A 16,300-nucleotide genomic window follows, 5' to 3' on the forward strand; every position below is an offset into this window, starting at 1 on the left:
CACCCGCGGTGATGTTGCCCTGGGTTTTACCTTCGATGCTGATATAACATGGAGTTGGCATGGATATGCTCCTGATAGATTAGTGAAATGAGATAGCACTCGAGCGAATCTGTTAGCAGCGTCCATGCCATCTATAAATTTCATTACCTATCAATCAGTTATCAATGATTCGCGCTAAGCACCATGCAACAACAAGCAATTTTTTGCTTTATCTCACTCAATACATCGTCAATCGTTGCCCATCCAGTTTTTAAATCTGGTAAATACGCAATACATTGCGCAGTTCAGAACGATTCACTGCAATGGCGACAATTTAGCCACTCGCAATATTGCACCGGCACAGGTGCACGCTTTCCGCGTTGATGCCAGCAGCCCAAATCACCATGATGCGAGTGTCCTCCTCACACCTCAGAACAATCGTGGTGCTGTCACCGTCATAGATACACGAGGGTCAATGAACTGCTTCCGTGACTTTTCCTGCGCTCCCAGAGACCCCCACTGATGAAAAACAACCGTCACCGAATGACGCCTGTTTTTCCAGCCCAACTGTGAAGTGCATCCGATGAGTCATAGAAAATTGCGTTACGCAAGGGATAGGTCGAGAGGATGCCTACAGCTAGTTACAAAAGCGGGCATGTAGACAACATGAGCCAATCGCAGGAAGCGGGACTATGGGTAGCAAACGCTCACAAGCGCCCGGCGGGATTGGCATGCAACGACCGATACAGGAAGAAAGACCAAGACAATCAAATAAAAAAGCCCACTCCTTAAAGAGATCGGGCTTGGAATGTGGCGGAGACATTTCACCAAGCAAGCTCTTGCGCACGCTACCTGGCAATCCCTTCGCGCTTCTCCACCAGAAAGTCCATCAGCGCCCGGATCTTGGCCGGCATCTGGGCCCGCGAGGGCACATAGAGATAAAACCCCGGGAAGGGGGGGCACCAGGGGGCGAGCACCCGCACCAGTGATCCGTCACTCAGGTGCTGGCGCACCCGCAGATCCAGGTGTTTGACCAACCCCACCCCCTGCAGGGCCGCCTGCAGCATGCTGTCGTCGTCGTTGAACACGGCGTTGCCCTTGGGATCGACGATCTGGGTGTGCTGCTCCTCATCGGGGGAGGTAAACGACCAGCGGTCGATGGTATTGCTGGAGGTGAAGCGGTAGGCCAGGCAGTTGTGCCGGGTGAGATCCCCCGGGGTCTGCGGCGTGCCATGCTGCCTGAAATAGTCGGGTGAGCCGACGATGGCCATGGTCAGAGGGGGGGTGATAGGCACCGCCACCACGTGTTCATCCAGGCTCTCCCCCAGGCGAATGCCGGCATCCATCCCGTCGGCGATGATGTTGGAAAACCCGTCCGCCATCACCAGCTCCAGCCGCAGTTTGGGATGGCGCGCCAGAAACTCCCCCATGTGCGGCTCGATCAGCAACCTGGCGGCGATGCGCGAGCTGTTGATGCGAATAAGGCCCGAGGGCTCAAGGTGGGAGTCATTGAGCTCGCTCACCACCCGCTCGATGGCCGTGAGGGAGGGTTGCAGCACGTCCAGCAGGCGCCGTCCCTCCTCGGTCAGCGACATGTCGCGGGTGGTGCGGTTGAGCAGCCGCACCTGCAGCTGCTGCTCCAGCCCCTTCAGGTGCTGGGAGAGGGCGGCGCGGGTCACCCCCATCTCGGTGGCGGCCTTGGTAAAGCTGCGGTGGCGGGCGATGTGGGCAAACCACGTCAGTGACGCGACGAGTGAAGGTTCTATGGGCATTTGTTTAGCCTGGCTAATCAGTCATGTCTGGATAGGTGCGTATATCTAGCTCAATAGACTTACTACTATTAGCTCGAACTCGCGTCAAGCATGACGACCCTGAACCTAACGGAGAGCCCGACCATGTCCCATGTCACCTTCCCCAATCGCAACGGCCAAGGCATCACTATGGCCGCCATCGTTCACTTCCCGCCGCACTTCGATGAGCGCAAGCAGTACCCGGCGGTCGTGGTTTCCCACCCCGGCGGCGGGGTGAAGGAGCAGACTGCGGGCCTGTACGCCAGCAAGCTGGCCGAGCAGGGCCTCGTTGCCATCGCCTTTGACCGCTCCTATCAGGGCGAGAGCTCGGGCGAGCCGCGCCAGCTGGAGAATCCCCACGTCAGCACCGAGGACGTCAGCGCCGTGGTGGACTACCTGACCACGCTGCCCTATGTCGATGAGAACCGGATCGGGGCCATGGGCATCTGCGCCGGTGCCGGCTACAGCGCCAATGCCGCCATCCAGGATCGCCGCATCAAGGCGCTCGGCATGGTCAGCGCGGTCAACATCGGCCAGATGTTCCGCAATGGCTGGGACAACAGCGTCAAGGATGCCGATGCCATGGGGTATTTGGACTTCGGCTCCCAGGCGCGCACCACGGATGCGGCAGGCAGCGGCTACGCCACCATCCCCTTGGCCCCCCTGCGTGAAGAGGATGCCCCCAACGAGGAGCTGCGCGAAGCCTGGGAGTACTACCACACCCCGCGCTGCGAGCACCCCAACGCGCCGGGCTTTGCGCTGACCCGCAACCTGAACCAGATCATCACCTACGACGCCTATCACAAGGCGGAGGCTTTCCTGACCCAGCCGATCCTGGCGGTGGCAGGCAGTGTGGCTGGCAGCAAGTGGATGAGCGATGACCTGCTGGCGCGCGCCGCGAGCACTGACAAGGCCCTGCATGTGGTGGAGGGGGCCAACCACATGTCCCTCTACGATGTGCCCCGCTATGTCGACGAGGCCGTCGCCAAGCTGGCCCCCTTCTTCCTGCGAACCCTGAACTAATCGGCCCGCGAGAGGGGGAGACCCCTCTCGCTTATCGAGGAGCATCATCATGAGCCATGTATTGAACCTGACCTATCAGAACCTGGGCTGGCAGACGGCGGCCGATCTCTACCTGCCGCCCGATTTCGACGAGCAAAAACGCTACCCGGCCATCGTCAGCACTCACCCCATCGGCAGTTGCAAGGAGCAGACCGCCGGCAATGTCTACGCCAAGGGGCTGGCTGCGGCGGGGTTCGTGGTGCTGGTGCCCGACGCCAGCTTCCAGGGCGCCAGCGGCGGTGAGCCGCGCTTTATCGAGGATCCGGCCATTCGGGTCTCCGACATCCGCTTCGCGGTGGACTACCTGCAATCCCTCTCTTATGTGGACAGCGATCGCATCGGCGCCATCGGCGTGTGCGGCGGCGGCGCCTACACCATCCATGCGGGCATCACGGATCACCGCCTCAAGGCGCTGGCCTCCATCACCGGGGTCAACTATGGCCGCCTGATCCGTGAAGGCTTCGCCCAGTTCAAACCTCTTGAGCTGGCCCAGAGCATAGCCCGGATGCGCACGGCGCAGGCACAAGGGATCGCCACAGAGCCCGCCGATCTGCTGCCGGCGTCCGTGGCGGCGGCCACCGCGGCAGGCATCACCGACATCGACGTACTGGAGGCCACCGAGTACTACAAGACGGCGCGCGGTCAGCAGCCCCATGGCGCGACCCGCCAGCTGATGTCCTTCACCGGCGCCGCCATGGGGTGGGATGCCTTCCTCCATGCCGAGGTGCTGCTGACCCAGCCGCTGATGGTGGTGATCGGCGACAAGGCGGGGGGCTTTGGGGCCTATCGGGATGGTTGGGAGATCTACGGCCGCGCCGCCTCCACCGACAAGCACATTGTCGTGGCCGAAGGCTGGTCCCATTACGACCTCTACGACAAAGCCGAGCCGGTGGCCATCGCCATGGCAAGCCTCGTGCCCTTCTTCCAGCGCACCCTGTGATCCCGCGGTGGGGGCATCCCCACCCATTCAAGCGACAAGGTAAACCGATATGCGAAACGTACTGATCCTCGGCGCCAGCGGCCAGATAGCCAGGTGGGTGGTCAAGGGGCTCGCCGGGCAGGGCGACATCCGCCAGACCCTGCTGCTGCGCGATCCCAAAAAATTGAGCGGCCGTGAGCCGGCCAACGCCAGGGTGGTGATCGGCAGCGTGCTGGACAAGCCGCTGCTCAAGGAGGCGATGGCAGGACAAGAGATCGTCTACGCCAACCTCAGTGGCGACAACCTGGACAAGCAGGCCCAGGCGGTCATCGCCGCCATGCGGGCCGCCGGGGTGAAGCGCCTGGTCTTCGTGCTGTCGCTTGGGATCTACGACGAGGTGCCCGGCAAGTTCGGCGAGTGGAATCGTGGCATCATCGGCGAGGAGCTTAAACCCTACCGACGCGCGGCGGACGCCATCGAGGCATCGGGGCTGGATTACACCATCTTGCGCCCGGCCTGGTTGACCGATGAGGATGAAGTGGATTACGCACTGACCGCCAAGGGCCAGCCCTTCCAGGGCACAGTGGTGTCGCGCAGGAGCGTGGGGGATCTCATCACCCGGATCCTGGTCTCGCCCGAACTGCATCTGGGGGAGAACCTTGGCATCCACCAACCCGGCAGCGAGGGCGACAAGCCGTACTTTATGTGAGGTCAAGGATGATGAACTGGGCCTTTATCGCCCTTGGCACGCTGGCCGCCGCCGTGGTAGTCGTGTTGCTGGCGGTCTCCTTTATCGAGCGTCGGCAGGCTTATGAGCTGGCCGGGGTGGAGGCAGATAGCCCGCAGGTGGCGAGCCCCCGCACGGCGGTGGTCTATTTCTCCCGCTCGGGCAATACGGCGCTGGCCGCCCGCCACCTGGCAAATCGGCTCGGGGCCCGGCTCTTTGCGCTGGATGCCCCCGCCTATCGGCTCGGCCCCGGGGGATTGGTGCAGGCCCTCGGCGATGCGAACGCATTGAAGCATGCACCAGAGGCACTGCCCGATATCGTGCCGCGCACCCTCGATCTGACTCCGTTCGATACTGTGTGGCTCGGCTCCCCGGTCTGGCTCTACAGCCCGGCGCCGCCTATCTGGGCCTTCGTCGAGCACAACCGTTTCGATGGCAAGGATGTGGTGCTGTTCAACACCTACAACAGCCACCTCGGTGAAGAGCACATCGAGGCACTCAAGGCCAAGGTGATGGCCCGTGGCGCCAAATCCTTCGCCCATCGACATGTGCTGCGGGGGCGAATGACCCGCCAGCTGACACCCGATCAGATGGTGGCGGCAATCGACGACTGGCTGCCCAAACCTTAAGCGCTCGGGAATCCTCCCTTCTCAGGGAAAAAACGACCAGGAGCCGGGAGGGGCAAGCGCCCAATGAAAAAGCCCACGCATTGGCGTGGGCTTGAGATGTGGCGGAGAGACAGGGATTCGAACCCTGGGTGGTATTGCTACCACAATTGATTTCGAGTCAATCCCGTTCGGCCACTCCGGCATCTCTCCGTGAGGAGAGTTTTTACCCAAGGTGCCCGGAGAATGCAATAAAAATATCTTTAATATCAAACGACTGAACATAAAAGGAGCGCCAGGCTTCCTCTCGGAGTGTTCCGGACGAAAACCCATTTTGTCTTCATATTGCCGGCAACATGACAGAAATGACCGCGTTCAGGCCGGTTACGCCCCCTCTGCAGCATGGAACCCGGTAGGCAGACTGGAAATCCTCGGCCGATTCAGGAACAATCGGCGTCCCTCCTTGGCGAAATGACGACATGTCCGCCCCGATATAAAGATGTGAATTGATGGAAAGCCTCATGCCGATAAAATCTGCTCTCTCCTTCCTGCTGACCATGACCATGCTCTGCACCACTCAGGTGTTGGCCCAGACCTACCCTCTCCCGCCCGCCAACAGCCGTCTCATCGGCGAGCTGGAGGACTACATAGTCCAACCCAACGATCATCTGGAACTGGTCGGGAAAAATACCCACACCGGTTTTTTGGCACTGCTTGAGGCCAACCCGGGTGTTGATCCCTATCTGCCCACCCCGGGCACCCGGCTGACCCTGCCCACCCAGATGCTGCTGCCCGATGTGCCCCGGGAGGGCATAGTCATCAACCTGCCCGAGCTGCGTCTCTACTACTTCCCCAAGGGGAAGGACGAGGTGATCGTGCTGCCCATCGGGATTGGCGATGTCGGCCGTGAAACCCCGGAGATGACCACCACCATCATAGAGAAAAAGCCGAACCCGACCTGGGTGCCCGGCCCCATGGTGCGCAAGTCCTGGCTGGAACAAAAAGGGATCTCCCTGCCGGCGGTCGTTCCCCCCGGTCCTGAAAACCCCCTTGGCAAATTTGCCATGCGGCTGGGCTATGGCAACCGGGATTATCTGATCCACGGCACCAACAAGGAGTTTGGCGTCGGTTTGCGGGTCAGCGCCGGCTGCATCCGTCTGCGTCCGGATGACATAGAGTCGCTGTTCAAGATAGTGCCCGTCGGCACACCGGTACGGGTCATCAACCAGCCGGTCAAGGTCGCCATCGAACCCGATGGCCGGCGCTGGCTGGAGGTGCATTCGCCCCTGTCCCGTACCGAGGAAGAACTCGAAAATGGCGCCCCTCTGGTTCTGTCACCGGCCATCGAGCAATTTATCAGCGCGCCCGAGGTTACTCAGGCCGATGTCACCGCCGCACTGGACAGCAAGAACGGGCTGCCCCGCCCCATCAGCGGCTAAGTACCGGAGTCATCATCGCTCATGAGATACCTGCTCCTCCTGTTCATGCTGGCAAGCCCTCCCTCATGGGCCAAGGACATTCTCTGGATGCGCAACGGCGATCGCCTGACCGGAACCATAGAGGAGATCACCGATGAGTCGGTGCGCATCGCCCTGCCCTATAGCCAGGCCGTGACGATCAAACGGGAAGCAGTCAAACGCTGGCGGCTGGAGAAGCAGGACAAACCCAGAGCCACGGCCAAGGGGGGCATACCGCTGTTTCAGGGGGACGAGGATGAGCGCAATGCCTGGCTCTGGACCGGTAATGGCGATCTCAATATCAAGCTCAAGGAGAACGAGACCCGCACCAACGACATCAACATCAAGGGCAAGACGGAGGTTGCCAACCTCGACTGGCGTTACAGCCTGTCAGGGGAGTACAACTACGAAACCGCCAATGGCGAGACCAACAGCCACGACTATAAACTCAACCCGACCCTGGATTTTTTCTTCAACAATCACTGGTTTGTCCGCAACTCCCTCAATGCCGAGTACGACATGCTGGATGAGAACTACCTCCAATTGGACTTCAGCTCGGGTCCCGGTTACCGCTTCTGGAACGACAAGCGCAGGCGGCTCGAACTGATTGCCCAAGCGGGCATACAACGCACCTATTTTCGCGACGGCAGCTGGACAGGCCTGCGCCTGTTTGATTCCCGCATCATCAGCTACCCCATCGGTAGCCTGGGCTGGGATTACCGTCAGCCATTCTCGCTCTGGCAACAGCAGTTAGAACTGTTCAGCAAGGGGACTTATTTGAAATATCTGTCACAGCCGTCCCCCTATGTCACCCTGGAGCAGGATATCAATGGCAGCATAGGACTGCGTTACTACCTCAACGACAATATCCGCCTCTCCTGGTCGAGTGAGCTCGACTGGCAGGATGGGGAGATCCGGTATGAGGGGGTAGAGCAGAGCCTCAAGGAGAGCGAGATCCGCCATCTGATCAGCCTGGGTGCCAGTTTCTAGGCAAGCGACTGTCAAATACAGCCATATAAAGAAGGGGAGCCGTGATGGCTCCCCTTTACTATTGCATGACCCGGGTTCAAATCAGACCCCAGGCGGCAATCTGGTAGATCCACACCATGGCCAGAACAGTGCCAACCAACCCCATGATGACGCCGATCCGCACCATCTGGTGGCTCTCCACCAGACCGGTTGCGTGGGCCAGCGCATTGGGTGGCGTACTGATCGGCAAGGACATGCCAAGGGATACTGAAATGGTAACCGCCAGGATCAGAGTGTGGCTGCCACCCCACTCGGCCAATCCCGGCATGCTGACGGCCAGGGCCGCCACCAGCGGCAACAGCAGGTTGGCCGTCGCCGTATTGGACATGAAGTTGGCCATCACTACCGCCAGCAGACAGGCGCCTACCAGCACCACCAGAGTAGAGTATTCATGGAACGGGATATGGGTGATCAGCCGCTCCGCCAGTCCGGAATCCTCCAGCGCCAGACCCAGCGCGATACCGCCCGATACCAGCCACAACACGTCAAGAGAGATCCTGTGCAAATCCTCCTTGGTGATAATGCCCGTGATGAGGAATACCGCCACCGGGATCATGGCGACCACATAGGAACTCATGCCGTGCAGGTCACCCATCAGCCACAGCACTATGGTCAGGATAAAAGTGAGGTAAACCACCCAGGCCCGGGGCGTTTGCATGAAGCGCCCCTCAATCTTGAGATCCATCTGCTTGAGCTGGCTGGGATAGAAACGCCCAAGCAGGAACCAGCCGAGCAGCAGCAACAGCACCACGAAGGGCACTGCAAATCCCATCCACTGACCAAAGGAGATGGCATGCTCACCGGTCAGGTACTTGAGAGCCACGGCGTTAGGGGGCGTGCCAATTGGTGTGCCTATCCCCCCCAGGTTGGCCGCCAGGGGAATCGCCAGCACAAACCCGATCTTGGCGGGATCCTTGTCGGGAAACACCGCCAATACCGGCGCCAGGATCGCCAGCATCATGGCCGTGGTCGCGGTATTACTCATGAACATGGAGAAGGTCGCGGTGATCAGCATGAGACCCAGCATGACGACACGCGGATTGCGCCCGAAGGGGCGCAGCAGCACCCGGGCCAGGTTCACGTCCAGATGATATTTGGTCGCGGCAATGGCCAGAAAGAAGCCACCGAGAAACAGCATGATGACCGGGGAGGCAAAGGTGGCCATGATCTCGGTCGAGGTCAGCAAGGTGCCAAAGCCGGTCTCGCCCTTGTCGGCCGTCATGAACCAGAGCCCCTTGTCAGAGAGCAGCAGCAGCTCCAGCACTATGATCAGGACCGAGGTGGCGAAGATGGGGATGGGCTCGAGGATCCAGCACAGTGCGGCCAGCACGAAGATGGCGACAACCCGCTGCTCCACCACTGTGATCCCCTCCAACGGGATCCAATGGGTCGGGATCAGCAGGATAAACAGGCTGAGCAGCACAGGCAGAATAATCTTGTGATTAATTGGCACTATTTTCTCCAGGATAGGGAGCAAGGATTCAATGGTGGCATAAAATGCTATCTCATCAGTTCGCCGTCTTATCAAAATGAGAGCTGGCTAACTGCGACGACACCGGTTTTGTGAGTCATATCAAGCTGTTCATGACACTGGCTGTCATGGGCAGACCACCCTCTCTTCGCTGGATACAAAAACGGACCCGACAAAGCGGGCCCGTTCAACGATTCACTGCGAAGACGTGATTAAAAATAGATGCGGGTCACCGACTCGATGACGCAGCCGGGACGGCGGATCCCTTCGATCTCCACCTTGATCTCCTTGAGCAGCTCCAACCCACCCTTGATGGGGGTGACGCGGGCCAGTTTGGTGCGCGCGCGAATATTGCTCTCCACCTTGATGGGATAGGGGAAACGCACCTGGTCGAGACCAAAGTTCACCACCATGCGAGCGGTGGGAAACTCGGGAGTGCTCTCGTCAACCGAACCGGTCAACTGCGGCAGCAACGCCAGGGTCAGGAAGCCGTGAGCGATGGTGGTCTTGAAGGGCGACTCGGCGGCGGCACGCTCGGGATTGGTGTGGATCCACTGGTGATCCCCCGTCACCGCAGCAAACTGATCGATCATCTGCTGGCTGACATGGAGCCATTCACCGACGTGAGTCTCTTCACCGATACGGCCCTGCAACTCGGCATAGAGTGCGGCAGCGGCCTCGTCCAGCTCGATGGCCGGCTCCTGCACCATGGCAGGCTGGCCATTGGCAACCTGGGCGACGGCGACGGACTCTTGCTGCTGACCGTGCTGGGTTTCACCGTGAGGGTCGAGCACGCGCCCCAGCAAAGGATGCAGGTGTGCCTTTTGCTGAAACTCACGCCAGTAGTCGCGGATCGCCGGAGAGAGCCAATCCTTGAGCTCAAAGGGGTGCTGCGCCAAAATTTCGCGCTTGTGCTTCAGAAAATCGACAACTTTCATCTACCGATCCCTATTCGATTCAATGCCTATAAGAGGTCTAACCAGTCCTATTTTATTAAAGTTACAGGTGAAAGTGCAAAAAAATCTCGGCGTACAACTGTACCAAGGCGAAAGTGACTACTTACAGGCCCTAAATAAAGATAATCTGCCAAGCTGGGTTCGGATGGCAAAACGCCTTGATTTAGCTAAAAAACAACCAAAAAAGTCATCAAAAAAGGCCCTGCCGGGCCTTGTGAAAAACAACTCATCGGGTTCTGGACCACCAGGCTGTTCGAGCGGCCTTGTCGAGGAACGTCCAGGCCAATACCCGGCTGATCTTGTTCCCCTGTGCCATGTCGATGACCCGCACGTCGACGGCGCCGACCCGCCCCAACGCTTTTTTCGCCGCAGGCAGGTTCTCTTTCTTCGAAACCAGGGAGCTGAACCAGAGGCACTGGCCGGCAAACTCCCTGCTTTGACCAATCATGTTGGCCAGAAAGGCCGCCTCGCCTCCCTCGCACCAGAGCTCGGCCTTCTGACCGCCGAAATTGAGCACCGGCTTGCCCGCCTCTCCTTTGCCCAGATTGCGCAGCTTGCGCTCGGTTCCCTTGCTCGCCTCCTCCAGCGAGGCGTGAAACGGCGGGTTGCAAAGGGTCAGCGAAAACGGCTCCCTGGGCCCAATGATGCCGCGAAAAACCTGCCTGGCATTGGTCTGCAGGCGACATTCTATCTGTTTGCCGAGGCCATTGCTGGCGGCCAGCAGGGTCGCTGCCTTGACCGATACGGGATCGATATCCGCCCCCACGAAGCGCCAGCCATACTCTCGAGCCCCCAACAGTGGATAGATGCAGTTCGCACCGACCCCGATATCCAGCACCCGTACCTGTTTGCCGGTGGGCACCTCCCCTGCGCTCTCGGCCAGAAGATCCGCCACTCGATGCAGATAGTCGACGCGCCCCGGGATGGGCGGGCAAAGATAACCGGCAGGCAGATCCCAATGAGCAATGCCATAGTGACGTGCCAGCAGCGCCTTGTTCAGCGCCTTGACGGCCACCGGATCGGCAAAGTCGATGGTGCGCTTGCCATAGTCGTTGGTGAACACATGGGCTGCCAACTCGGGAGTCACCAGACAGAGTGCCTCAAGGTCGTAACCCTCCTGATGACGGTTGCGGGGATGGAGTCCGGATTTGCGGTCACTGTGCGATGTCATATTGGGTCTGCCGAGGAAAACGGGGGCCACACTATAGTGACTTGAGGCGGTAAAGTCTAAATGACGGCCATAAAAAACCGGGCTGCGAGAGCCCGGTTCAAGTGAGGTTGGAAAAACAGTCCGTACCGCGAGCCGTTTGTCCAGCCTGACTCAGATATCGATCCGGCGTGCCTGCCAGAACTTGCTGCGCCAGTAAGCACTGTCGAGCTTGGAGCGCGTTACCCCGGCTCGGGTGGAGGCGTGGATGAACTCGCCATTACCCACATAGATGCCGACATGATTGAGGCGACGATTGATCTTGAAGAAAACCAGATCCCCTTCGACCAGATCCTGCTTGGCGACGCGAGCGCCTTCATGAACCTGGGAGCGGGTATCCCGGGGCAATTCGATGCCGATGGCATTGCGGAATACTTCGCGGGTGAACGCCGAGCAATCGATACCACGTTCAGTGGTGCCACCATAACGGTAGGGTGTACCGCGCCACTCTTTGTACACGGTCAGAATTTCGTTCACATCCGGTGTTTGCGACGGTTCCGGTTCGACAACGGGTTCCATCATGGCAACTTCAATCTTGCTCGCGACCTCGGGCTGGGGTGCCGAAGCACAACCCACCATACCGAGCGCGACCAGCAGTAGCATCAGGTGGCGCAATCCTTTATCCCCGTAAAAGCGTAAATCTTGTTAAAATACGGCCCCAAAGGGCAATTCATAAGGCAACAGCACTCGACTATATCCAAGAATTCTATCGAGGCAAGTGAAAATCCCTATCGAGGTCACATTTTTGCAAGTAAATGCGTTGTTTTTCATAATTAATGTGATCATGAACAAACAATATACAATCCCCGAAATTGCCTCGGGCCTCATAGAAAACTGACTTTTATCCCTGTTTCAGCCCCTTTTTAAAGTGAAAAATTATGACCGCCACGGATCTTTTTTTGTTAAGACCGGCAGACATCCATGAAGCCCAGCTCACCCGGCTGACCACCCTGTTATCCGCCGAAGAGAGAGATATCTGGCACTCGATAACGCTGCCGGCGCGGCGCCAGGAGTACCTGGTCAGCCGGGGCCTGTTGCGCCAGCTTCTGGCCGAACGGCTGCAGCAACCGGCCAGTGAATTGCACTTTGGCCAGGGGGAGCATGGCAAGCCACGGCTGCAGGATGATGCCTGGCATTTCAACCTCAGCCACAGCGGTCCCTGGCTGGTGCTGGCCCTGAGCGCGCAGGGGCCGCTCGGGGTCGATCTCGAGCTGGGCATGCGCCGCCGCAGTCCCCTGCCCCTTGCCCGGCGCTTCTATGCCAAGAGCGAATACAGCTGGCTCAGTCAGCTGCCAGACGCTCAGCAAGAGAGTGCCTTTTATCGGCTCTGGTCACGCAAGGAGGCGGTGCTCAAAGCCCATGGTGGCGGCATCGCCGCCGGGCTTGAGAAGATCTGTTTCCTCCCGGAAGAGGGGTGGCGTCTCGACAACCGGCTGGATGACACGCGCTACCAGGTGCAGGACTGGCCATTTGCCAGCGGCTGGTTGAGCATTGCGGCCAGCCATTCCCAGGTTCACTGCTACCGGCTGGATGAACGCTTGAATTGCCATGCTATCAGCCCCATCTTGTTCAACACCCTCTCTGAAGAGTCCAACTCATGATCGTCGACATTACTCCCCAGAATTTTCACGCCGAACTGATCGATGCCTCCATGAAGAAGCCGGTCGTCATCTACTTCCATGCGCCGCAGATGCCGGAATGCCAGGGAATGACCCCGCTGGTCGAATCTCTGGTCGGCCCTGCCAACCCGCAGGTGACCCTGGCCAAGGTGGACATGAACGATCCCCAGCTGCAGCCGCTGGCCAGCCAGCTCGGGCTGCGCGCCCTGCCCGCCCTGGTGCTGTTCCATCAAGGCCGCCCCGACGAACAGGCGATCATCGAAGGCCCGCAGGATGAAGCTACCCTGCGCCAGTTCTTTGCCGCCTTCGCCCCCAAGGAGGAGGAAGAGCTGCTGGCCAAGGCCCAGCAGGCGCTGGCCGACGAGCAGCCCAGCATCGCCTATACCCATCTTGGCAAGGCCCACCAGCTGGCCCCTGAACGTCACGATATCAGCCTGTGGCTCATTCAGGCGGCGCTCGACCTCAATCTGCTGGATGAAGCGCAGGAACGCCTCGGTCAGATCCCCATGGTGGCGCAGGATGCTCACTACCATGCCCTGAGTTCACGGCTTGCCCTAGCACTGCAAGCTGCCGACAGCCCTGAGCTGCGGGCACTGGAGGCGCGCTACGCCGAACATCCGGATGATTTTGCCCTGGCTCAGGATCTGGCGGTGCAATACAACCAGGCGGGACGTCAGGAAGAGGCGCTGGGGCTGCTGTTGAGCATTCTCAAGCGGGATCTGGCGTTTGGCGATGCCAGAAAAACCTATCTCGATATTCTGGCGACCATGGGCAGTACGCCGGCGGCGCAAAACTATCGTCGCAAACTCTACAGCCTGCTCTATTGAGAGACGCGAAATAACGTGTGGAATTACGTGGGGGAGTGCCGGGAAACCGGCATGACCTCATGGGTCAGGAAGTGAACGTCAGGTAAAAAATTGGTGAATTTCAGACATAAAAAAATGGCGCATTGCTGCGCCATTTTTTTGCATGGATTACTTCTTGTAGGAAGTAGCCATGTTGTCGATGCGCTGGTTAGCACGCATAGCTTCTTGCTTGGCTTCAGCAACATCAGCAGCGATCTTGGACTGATCAGCACGAACTGCGCTAACATCTTGAGCCAGCTGGTCAACTTTGTTAGACAGATTCTGAACAGAGGTTTCCAGTTCGCTGGTGTTAGCGCAACCACCCAGCAGAGCGGACAGACCAACAACACCTACCAACAACAATTTTTTCATTTTTAAAGCTCCCTTGAACTCGCCAGACGTTTAGCAAGCGGCGTGATTATGGCACAAAAAAATCATACTTTGCATAGCCCCCGGCACAGATAAATGCATTAAAACCCTCATTTTTTTTCGACCGAGCATTTTTTACCCAGAATCGACCAAAAATGAGTGTCACGTAACCGGGGTACGCACAAAGACTAACCAAAAACTTCCCTTATTACAATTTCGTATGAGCCTCAGGCGGTTTGTTCTGACAACAATTGGCGATATTGCACCAAATCCTCGATGGTCAAGACCGGCATCTGATGCTTGCGACCAAAAGTGACCAGATCCGGCAGCCGCGCCATGGAGCCATCCTCCCGAGTCAACTCACACAATACGCCGAACGGTTTGAGCCCGGCGAGCTGCATCAGATCGACCGTCGCCTCGGTGTGACCACGACGGGTCAAGACCCCGCCGGTGCGGGCCCGCAGCGGGAAAACATGGCCCGGGCGATGCAGATCCCCCGGCTTGGCGCCATCGGCAATGGCGGCGCGGATGGTGGTGATGCGATCGGCGGCGGAAACCCCTGTGGTGACCCCTTGCGCCGCCTCGATGGTGACGGTGAATGCGGTCTGATAGTGGCTGGAGTTGGCCTCCACCATCATGGGCAATTCGAGCTGGCGCACCCGCTCATCGGTCAGGCAGAGGCAAACGATGCCGGAGCACTCGCGGATCATCAGCGCCATCTGTTCGTTGGTCATGGACTGCGCGGCGAAAATGAGGTCGCCCTCGTTCTCCCGATCTTCATCGTCGGCAACCAGAACGCCACGACCGGCACGCAAGGCCTCGAGCGCTGCTTCGACACGGGCAACGGGATCACCGAATTCACTGAGTAGAGACTGATTCATGGTAAAACTCCTAAACAAGACAAGGACCAGAATCAGGGCACGGAAAGGCAGACAGAGATAGGCATGCAGCGGCTGGCCCGCGGGGGGCTTGCCTGCAAAAGTCTGTCTTATCCTCTTTCATCCGGACTGTAACCGTCGGCTCCGGCATCTCACCGGATCTGCTGACCCCGACCCGGTGTCAAACCGGGGTCGGGCGCTCGCGGGCTCCCCGAGTCAATCGGGATACCGCCGGTGGGGAATTTCACCCCGCCCTGAGAATAAGCCCGGACAGCCTAAAGAAAAACGGTTGCAGATACCAGCCCAAATCCCTGTCAACGCGAAAACCGACTATGGAAGGACTCGTCTGTTGCAGACTCAGACCGCCCTGACCCAGAAGACCATGACGAGCCGCCGAATTTCTTTATAGCCTCAATTTGTTTGTGGCATAGTGCCTGAAAAAACGCGCCGCCTGCCCAGCCCGACAGGCGCCAACACCACAAACGGAAAATGACAGAGATGGAAAAGAAAATACTGTTGACGGACTGCCCGGACGCCAAGGGCCTCATCGCCAAGATCACCAACATCTGCTACAAGCATCAGCTCAATATCATCAAGAACGATGAGTTCGTTGACCACGAGAATGGCCGTTTCTTCATGCGCACCGAGCTGGAAGGGCGTTTCAATGACGAGACCCTGCTGGCCGACCTCGATGATGCCCTGCCGCTCGGGGCCCTGCGCCGCCTGGTCAAGGCTGGCAAGAAACGCATCGTCATCCTGGTGACCAAGGAGGCTCACTGCCTCGGCGACATCCTGATGAAGAACTACGCCGGCGCGCTGGACATGGACATAGTCGCTGTCATCGGCAACTACGACACCCTGGCCGAGCTTACCGGCAAGTTCGATATCCCGTTTCATACCGTCAGCCACGACGAGCTGAGCCGCACCGAGCACGAGGAGCAGGTGCGCGCCATCATCGACAGCTATGATCCCGATTACGTGATCCTGGCCAAGTACATGCGGGTACTGACCCCAAGCTTCGTCGCCGCCTACCCGCGCAAACTCATCAACATCCACCACTCCTTCCTGCCCGCCTTCATCGGTGCCCGCCCCTATCGCCAGGCATTCGATCGCGGAGTCAAGCTGATCGGCGCCACCGCCCATTTCGTCACCGACGATCTGGATGAAGGCCCCATTGTCGAGCAGGACGTGATCCACGTGGATCACACCTTCACCGCCGATGACATGGCCAAAGCCGGACGGGATGTGGAAAAGTCGGTACTGAGCCGCGCCTTGGAGCTGGTCTTGCACGAGCGGGTGTTCGTCTACGGCAACAAGACGGTGGTGTTCAAGTAACCCCATCCAATACAACAAAGGCTCCCTTGGGAGCCTTTGTTGTATTACGGCG

Annotated in this window: 16 protein-coding genes, 1 tRNA gene, 1 pseudogene and 1 riboswitch; of the genes and pseudogenes, 9 read left to right on the forward strand and 9 right to left on the reverse strand. The window is 58.9% G+C overall.

Annotated elements, in window-relative coordinates:
* Both ACB034_RS03190 and ACB034_RS03195 read right to left on the reverse strand, forming a co-directional pair.
* Positions 1-61, reverse strand: a pseudogene (locus ACB034_RS03190) (type VI secretion system tube protein Hcp); the annotation flags it as partial.
* A 766-nt stretch (positions 62-827) separates the two neighbouring features.
* Entirely contained in the window at positions 828-1,751 is a 924-nt protein-coding gene (locus tag ACB034_RS03195) for a LysR family transcriptional regulator (protein WP_371172070.1), read from the reverse strand.
* 123 nt (positions 1,752-1,874) lie between these two features.
* Between ACB034_RS03195 and ACB034_RS03200 the strand changes: the two genes are divergently transcribed.
* From ACB034_RS03200 to ACB034_RS03215, 4 genes are read left to right on the forward strand one after another with little or no spacing between them, the layout of a single operon-like run.
* Positions 1,875-2,792 (forward strand): alpha/beta hydrolase, encoded by a 918-nt coding sequence (locus tag ACB034_RS03200; protein WP_371172357.1) that lies wholly within the window; start codon positions 1,875-1,877, stop codon positions 2,790-2,792.
* Positions 2,793-2,841: 49 nt separating this feature from the next.
* Entirely contained in the window at positions 2,842-3,771 is a 930-nt protein-coding gene (locus ACB034_RS03205; protein WP_371172071.1) for an alpha/beta hydrolase, read from the forward strand.
* 49 nt (positions 3,772-3,820) lie between these two features.
* Entirely contained in the window at positions 3,821-4,459 is a 639-nt protein-coding gene (locus ACB034_RS03210) for an SDR family oxidoreductase (protein ID WP_371172072.1), read from the forward strand.
* Between the two features lie 8 nt (positions 4,460-4,467).
* Positions 4,468-5,106 carry a flavodoxin family protein gene (locus tag ACB034_RS03215; protein WP_371172073.1) on the forward strand — a complete coding sequence of 213 codons (639 nt, stop codon included), beginning with the start codon at positions 4,468-4,470 and terminating at the stop codon, positions 5,104-5,106.
* A gap of 99 nt (positions 5,107-5,205) precedes the next feature.
* On the opposite strand, the gene ACB034_RS03220 is transcribed toward ACB034_RS03215, so the two are convergent.
* A tRNA-Ser gene (locus ACB034_RS03220) sits at positions 5,206-5,295 on the reverse strand.
* A gap of 308 nt (positions 5,296-5,603) precedes the next feature.
* On the opposite strand from ACB034_RS03220, the gene ACB034_RS03225 reads away from it, so the two are divergent.
* Together ACB034_RS03225 and ACB034_RS03230 are read left to right on the forward strand one after the other, a co-directional pair.
* The gene (locus ACB034_RS03225; protein ID WP_042028169.1) at positions 5,604-6,521 is read left to right on the forward strand and encodes a L,D-transpeptidase family protein; all 918 of its coding nucleotides are present in this window, start codon (positions 5,604-5,606) and stop codon (positions 6,519-6,521) included.
* Between the two features lie 21 nt (positions 6,522-6,542).
* Positions 6,543-7,529 carry a DUF481 domain-containing protein gene (locus tag ACB034_RS03230; protein ID WP_026457253.1) on the forward strand — a complete coding sequence of 329 codons (987 nt, stop codon included), beginning with the start codon at positions 6,543-6,545 and terminating at the stop codon, positions 7,527-7,529.
* 76 nt (positions 7,530-7,605) lie between these two features.
* Here the strand turns inward: ACB034_RS03230 and ACB034_RS03235 are convergent, their stop codons facing one another.
* The 4 genes from ACB034_RS03235 to ACB034_RS03250 form a co-directional block, all read right to left on the reverse strand.
* Entirely contained in the window at positions 7,606-9,021 is a 1,416-nt protein-coding gene (locus ACB034_RS03235; RefSeq protein WP_061475767.1) for a DASS family sodium-coupled anion symporter, read from the reverse strand.
* Positions 9,022-9,251: 230 nt separating this feature from the next.
* On the reverse strand, positions 9,252-9,977 hold the full coding sequence (locus tag ACB034_RS03240; RefSeq protein WP_042027394.1) for a MaoC family dehydratase: 726 nt from the start codon (positions 9,975-9,977) through the stop codon (positions 9,252-9,254).
* Positions 9,978-10,221: 244 nt separating this feature from the next.
* Positions 10,222-11,166, reverse strand: a complete 945-nt coding sequence (gene rlmF / locus ACB034_RS03245) for a 23S rRNA (adenine(1618)-N(6))-methyltransferase RlmF (protein ID WP_371172074.1) — start codon at positions 11,164-11,166, stop codon at positions 10,222-10,224.
* 150 nt (positions 11,167-11,316) lie between these two features.
* The gene (locus ACB034_RS03250; RefSeq protein WP_042027399.1) at positions 11,317-11,805 is read right to left on the reverse strand and encodes a C40 family peptidase; all 489 of its coding nucleotides are present in this window, start codon (positions 11,803-11,805) and stop codon (positions 11,317-11,319) included.
* Between the two features lie 275 nt (positions 11,806-12,080).
* On the opposite strand from ACB034_RS03250, the gene ACB034_RS03255 reads away from it, so the two are divergent.
* Together ACB034_RS03255 and ACB034_RS03260 are read left to right on the forward strand one after the other, a co-directional pair.
* Positions 12,081-12,803, forward strand: a complete 723-nt coding sequence (locus tag ACB034_RS03255; RefSeq protein ID WP_371172075.1) for a 4'-phosphopantetheinyl transferase superfamily protein — start codon at positions 12,081-12,083, stop codon at positions 12,801-12,803.
* Positions 12,800-13,648, forward strand: a complete 849-nt coding sequence (locus ACB034_RS03260) for a tetratricopeptide repeat protein (RefSeq protein WP_338610576.1) — start codon at positions 12,800-12,802, stop codon at positions 13,646-13,648. Before ACB034_RS03255 ends, ACB034_RS03260 begins: the two co-directional genes overlap by 4 nt.
* A 147-nt stretch (positions 13,649-13,795) precedes the next feature.
* Here ACB034_RS03260 and ACB034_RS03265 read toward each other — a convergent pair whose 3' ends face one another.
* Together ACB034_RS03265 and ribB are read right to left on the reverse strand one after the other, a co-directional pair.
* Complete coding sequence (locus ACB034_RS03265; RefSeq protein ID WP_005334342.1) at positions 13,796-14,038, reverse strand: Lpp/OprI family alanine-zipper lipoprotein; 243 nt, start codon at positions 14,036-14,038, stop codon at positions 13,796-13,798.
* A gap of 224 nt (positions 14,039-14,262) precedes the next feature.
* Positions 14,263-14,916: a 3,4-dihydroxy-2-butanone-4-phosphate synthase gene (ribB, locus tag ACB034_RS03270; RefSeq protein ID WP_042027402.1), complete on the reverse strand. Its 654-nt coding sequence runs from the start codon at positions 14,914-14,916 to the stop codon at positions 14,263-14,265.
* 105 nt (positions 14,917-15,021) lie between these two features.
* Positions 15,022-15,179, reverse strand: a riboswitch (FMN riboswitch).
* 232 nt (positions 15,180-15,411) lie between these two features.
* Here ribB and purU point away from each other — a divergent pair.
* Positions 15,412-16,248, forward strand: a complete 837-nt coding sequence (purU, locus tag ACB034_RS03275) for a formyltetrahydrofolate deformylase (protein ID WP_042027403.1) — start codon at positions 15,412-15,414, stop codon at positions 16,246-16,248.
* The last annotated feature ends 52 nt before the right edge of the window (positions 16,249-16,300 follow it).

Origin of the sequence: Aeromonas sp. S18(2024) (assembly GCF_041402525.1) — a bacterium.
Taxonomy (GTDB): Bacteria; Pseudomonadota; Gammaproteobacteria; order Enterobacterales; family Aeromonadaceae; genus Aeromonas; species Aeromonas enteropelogenes.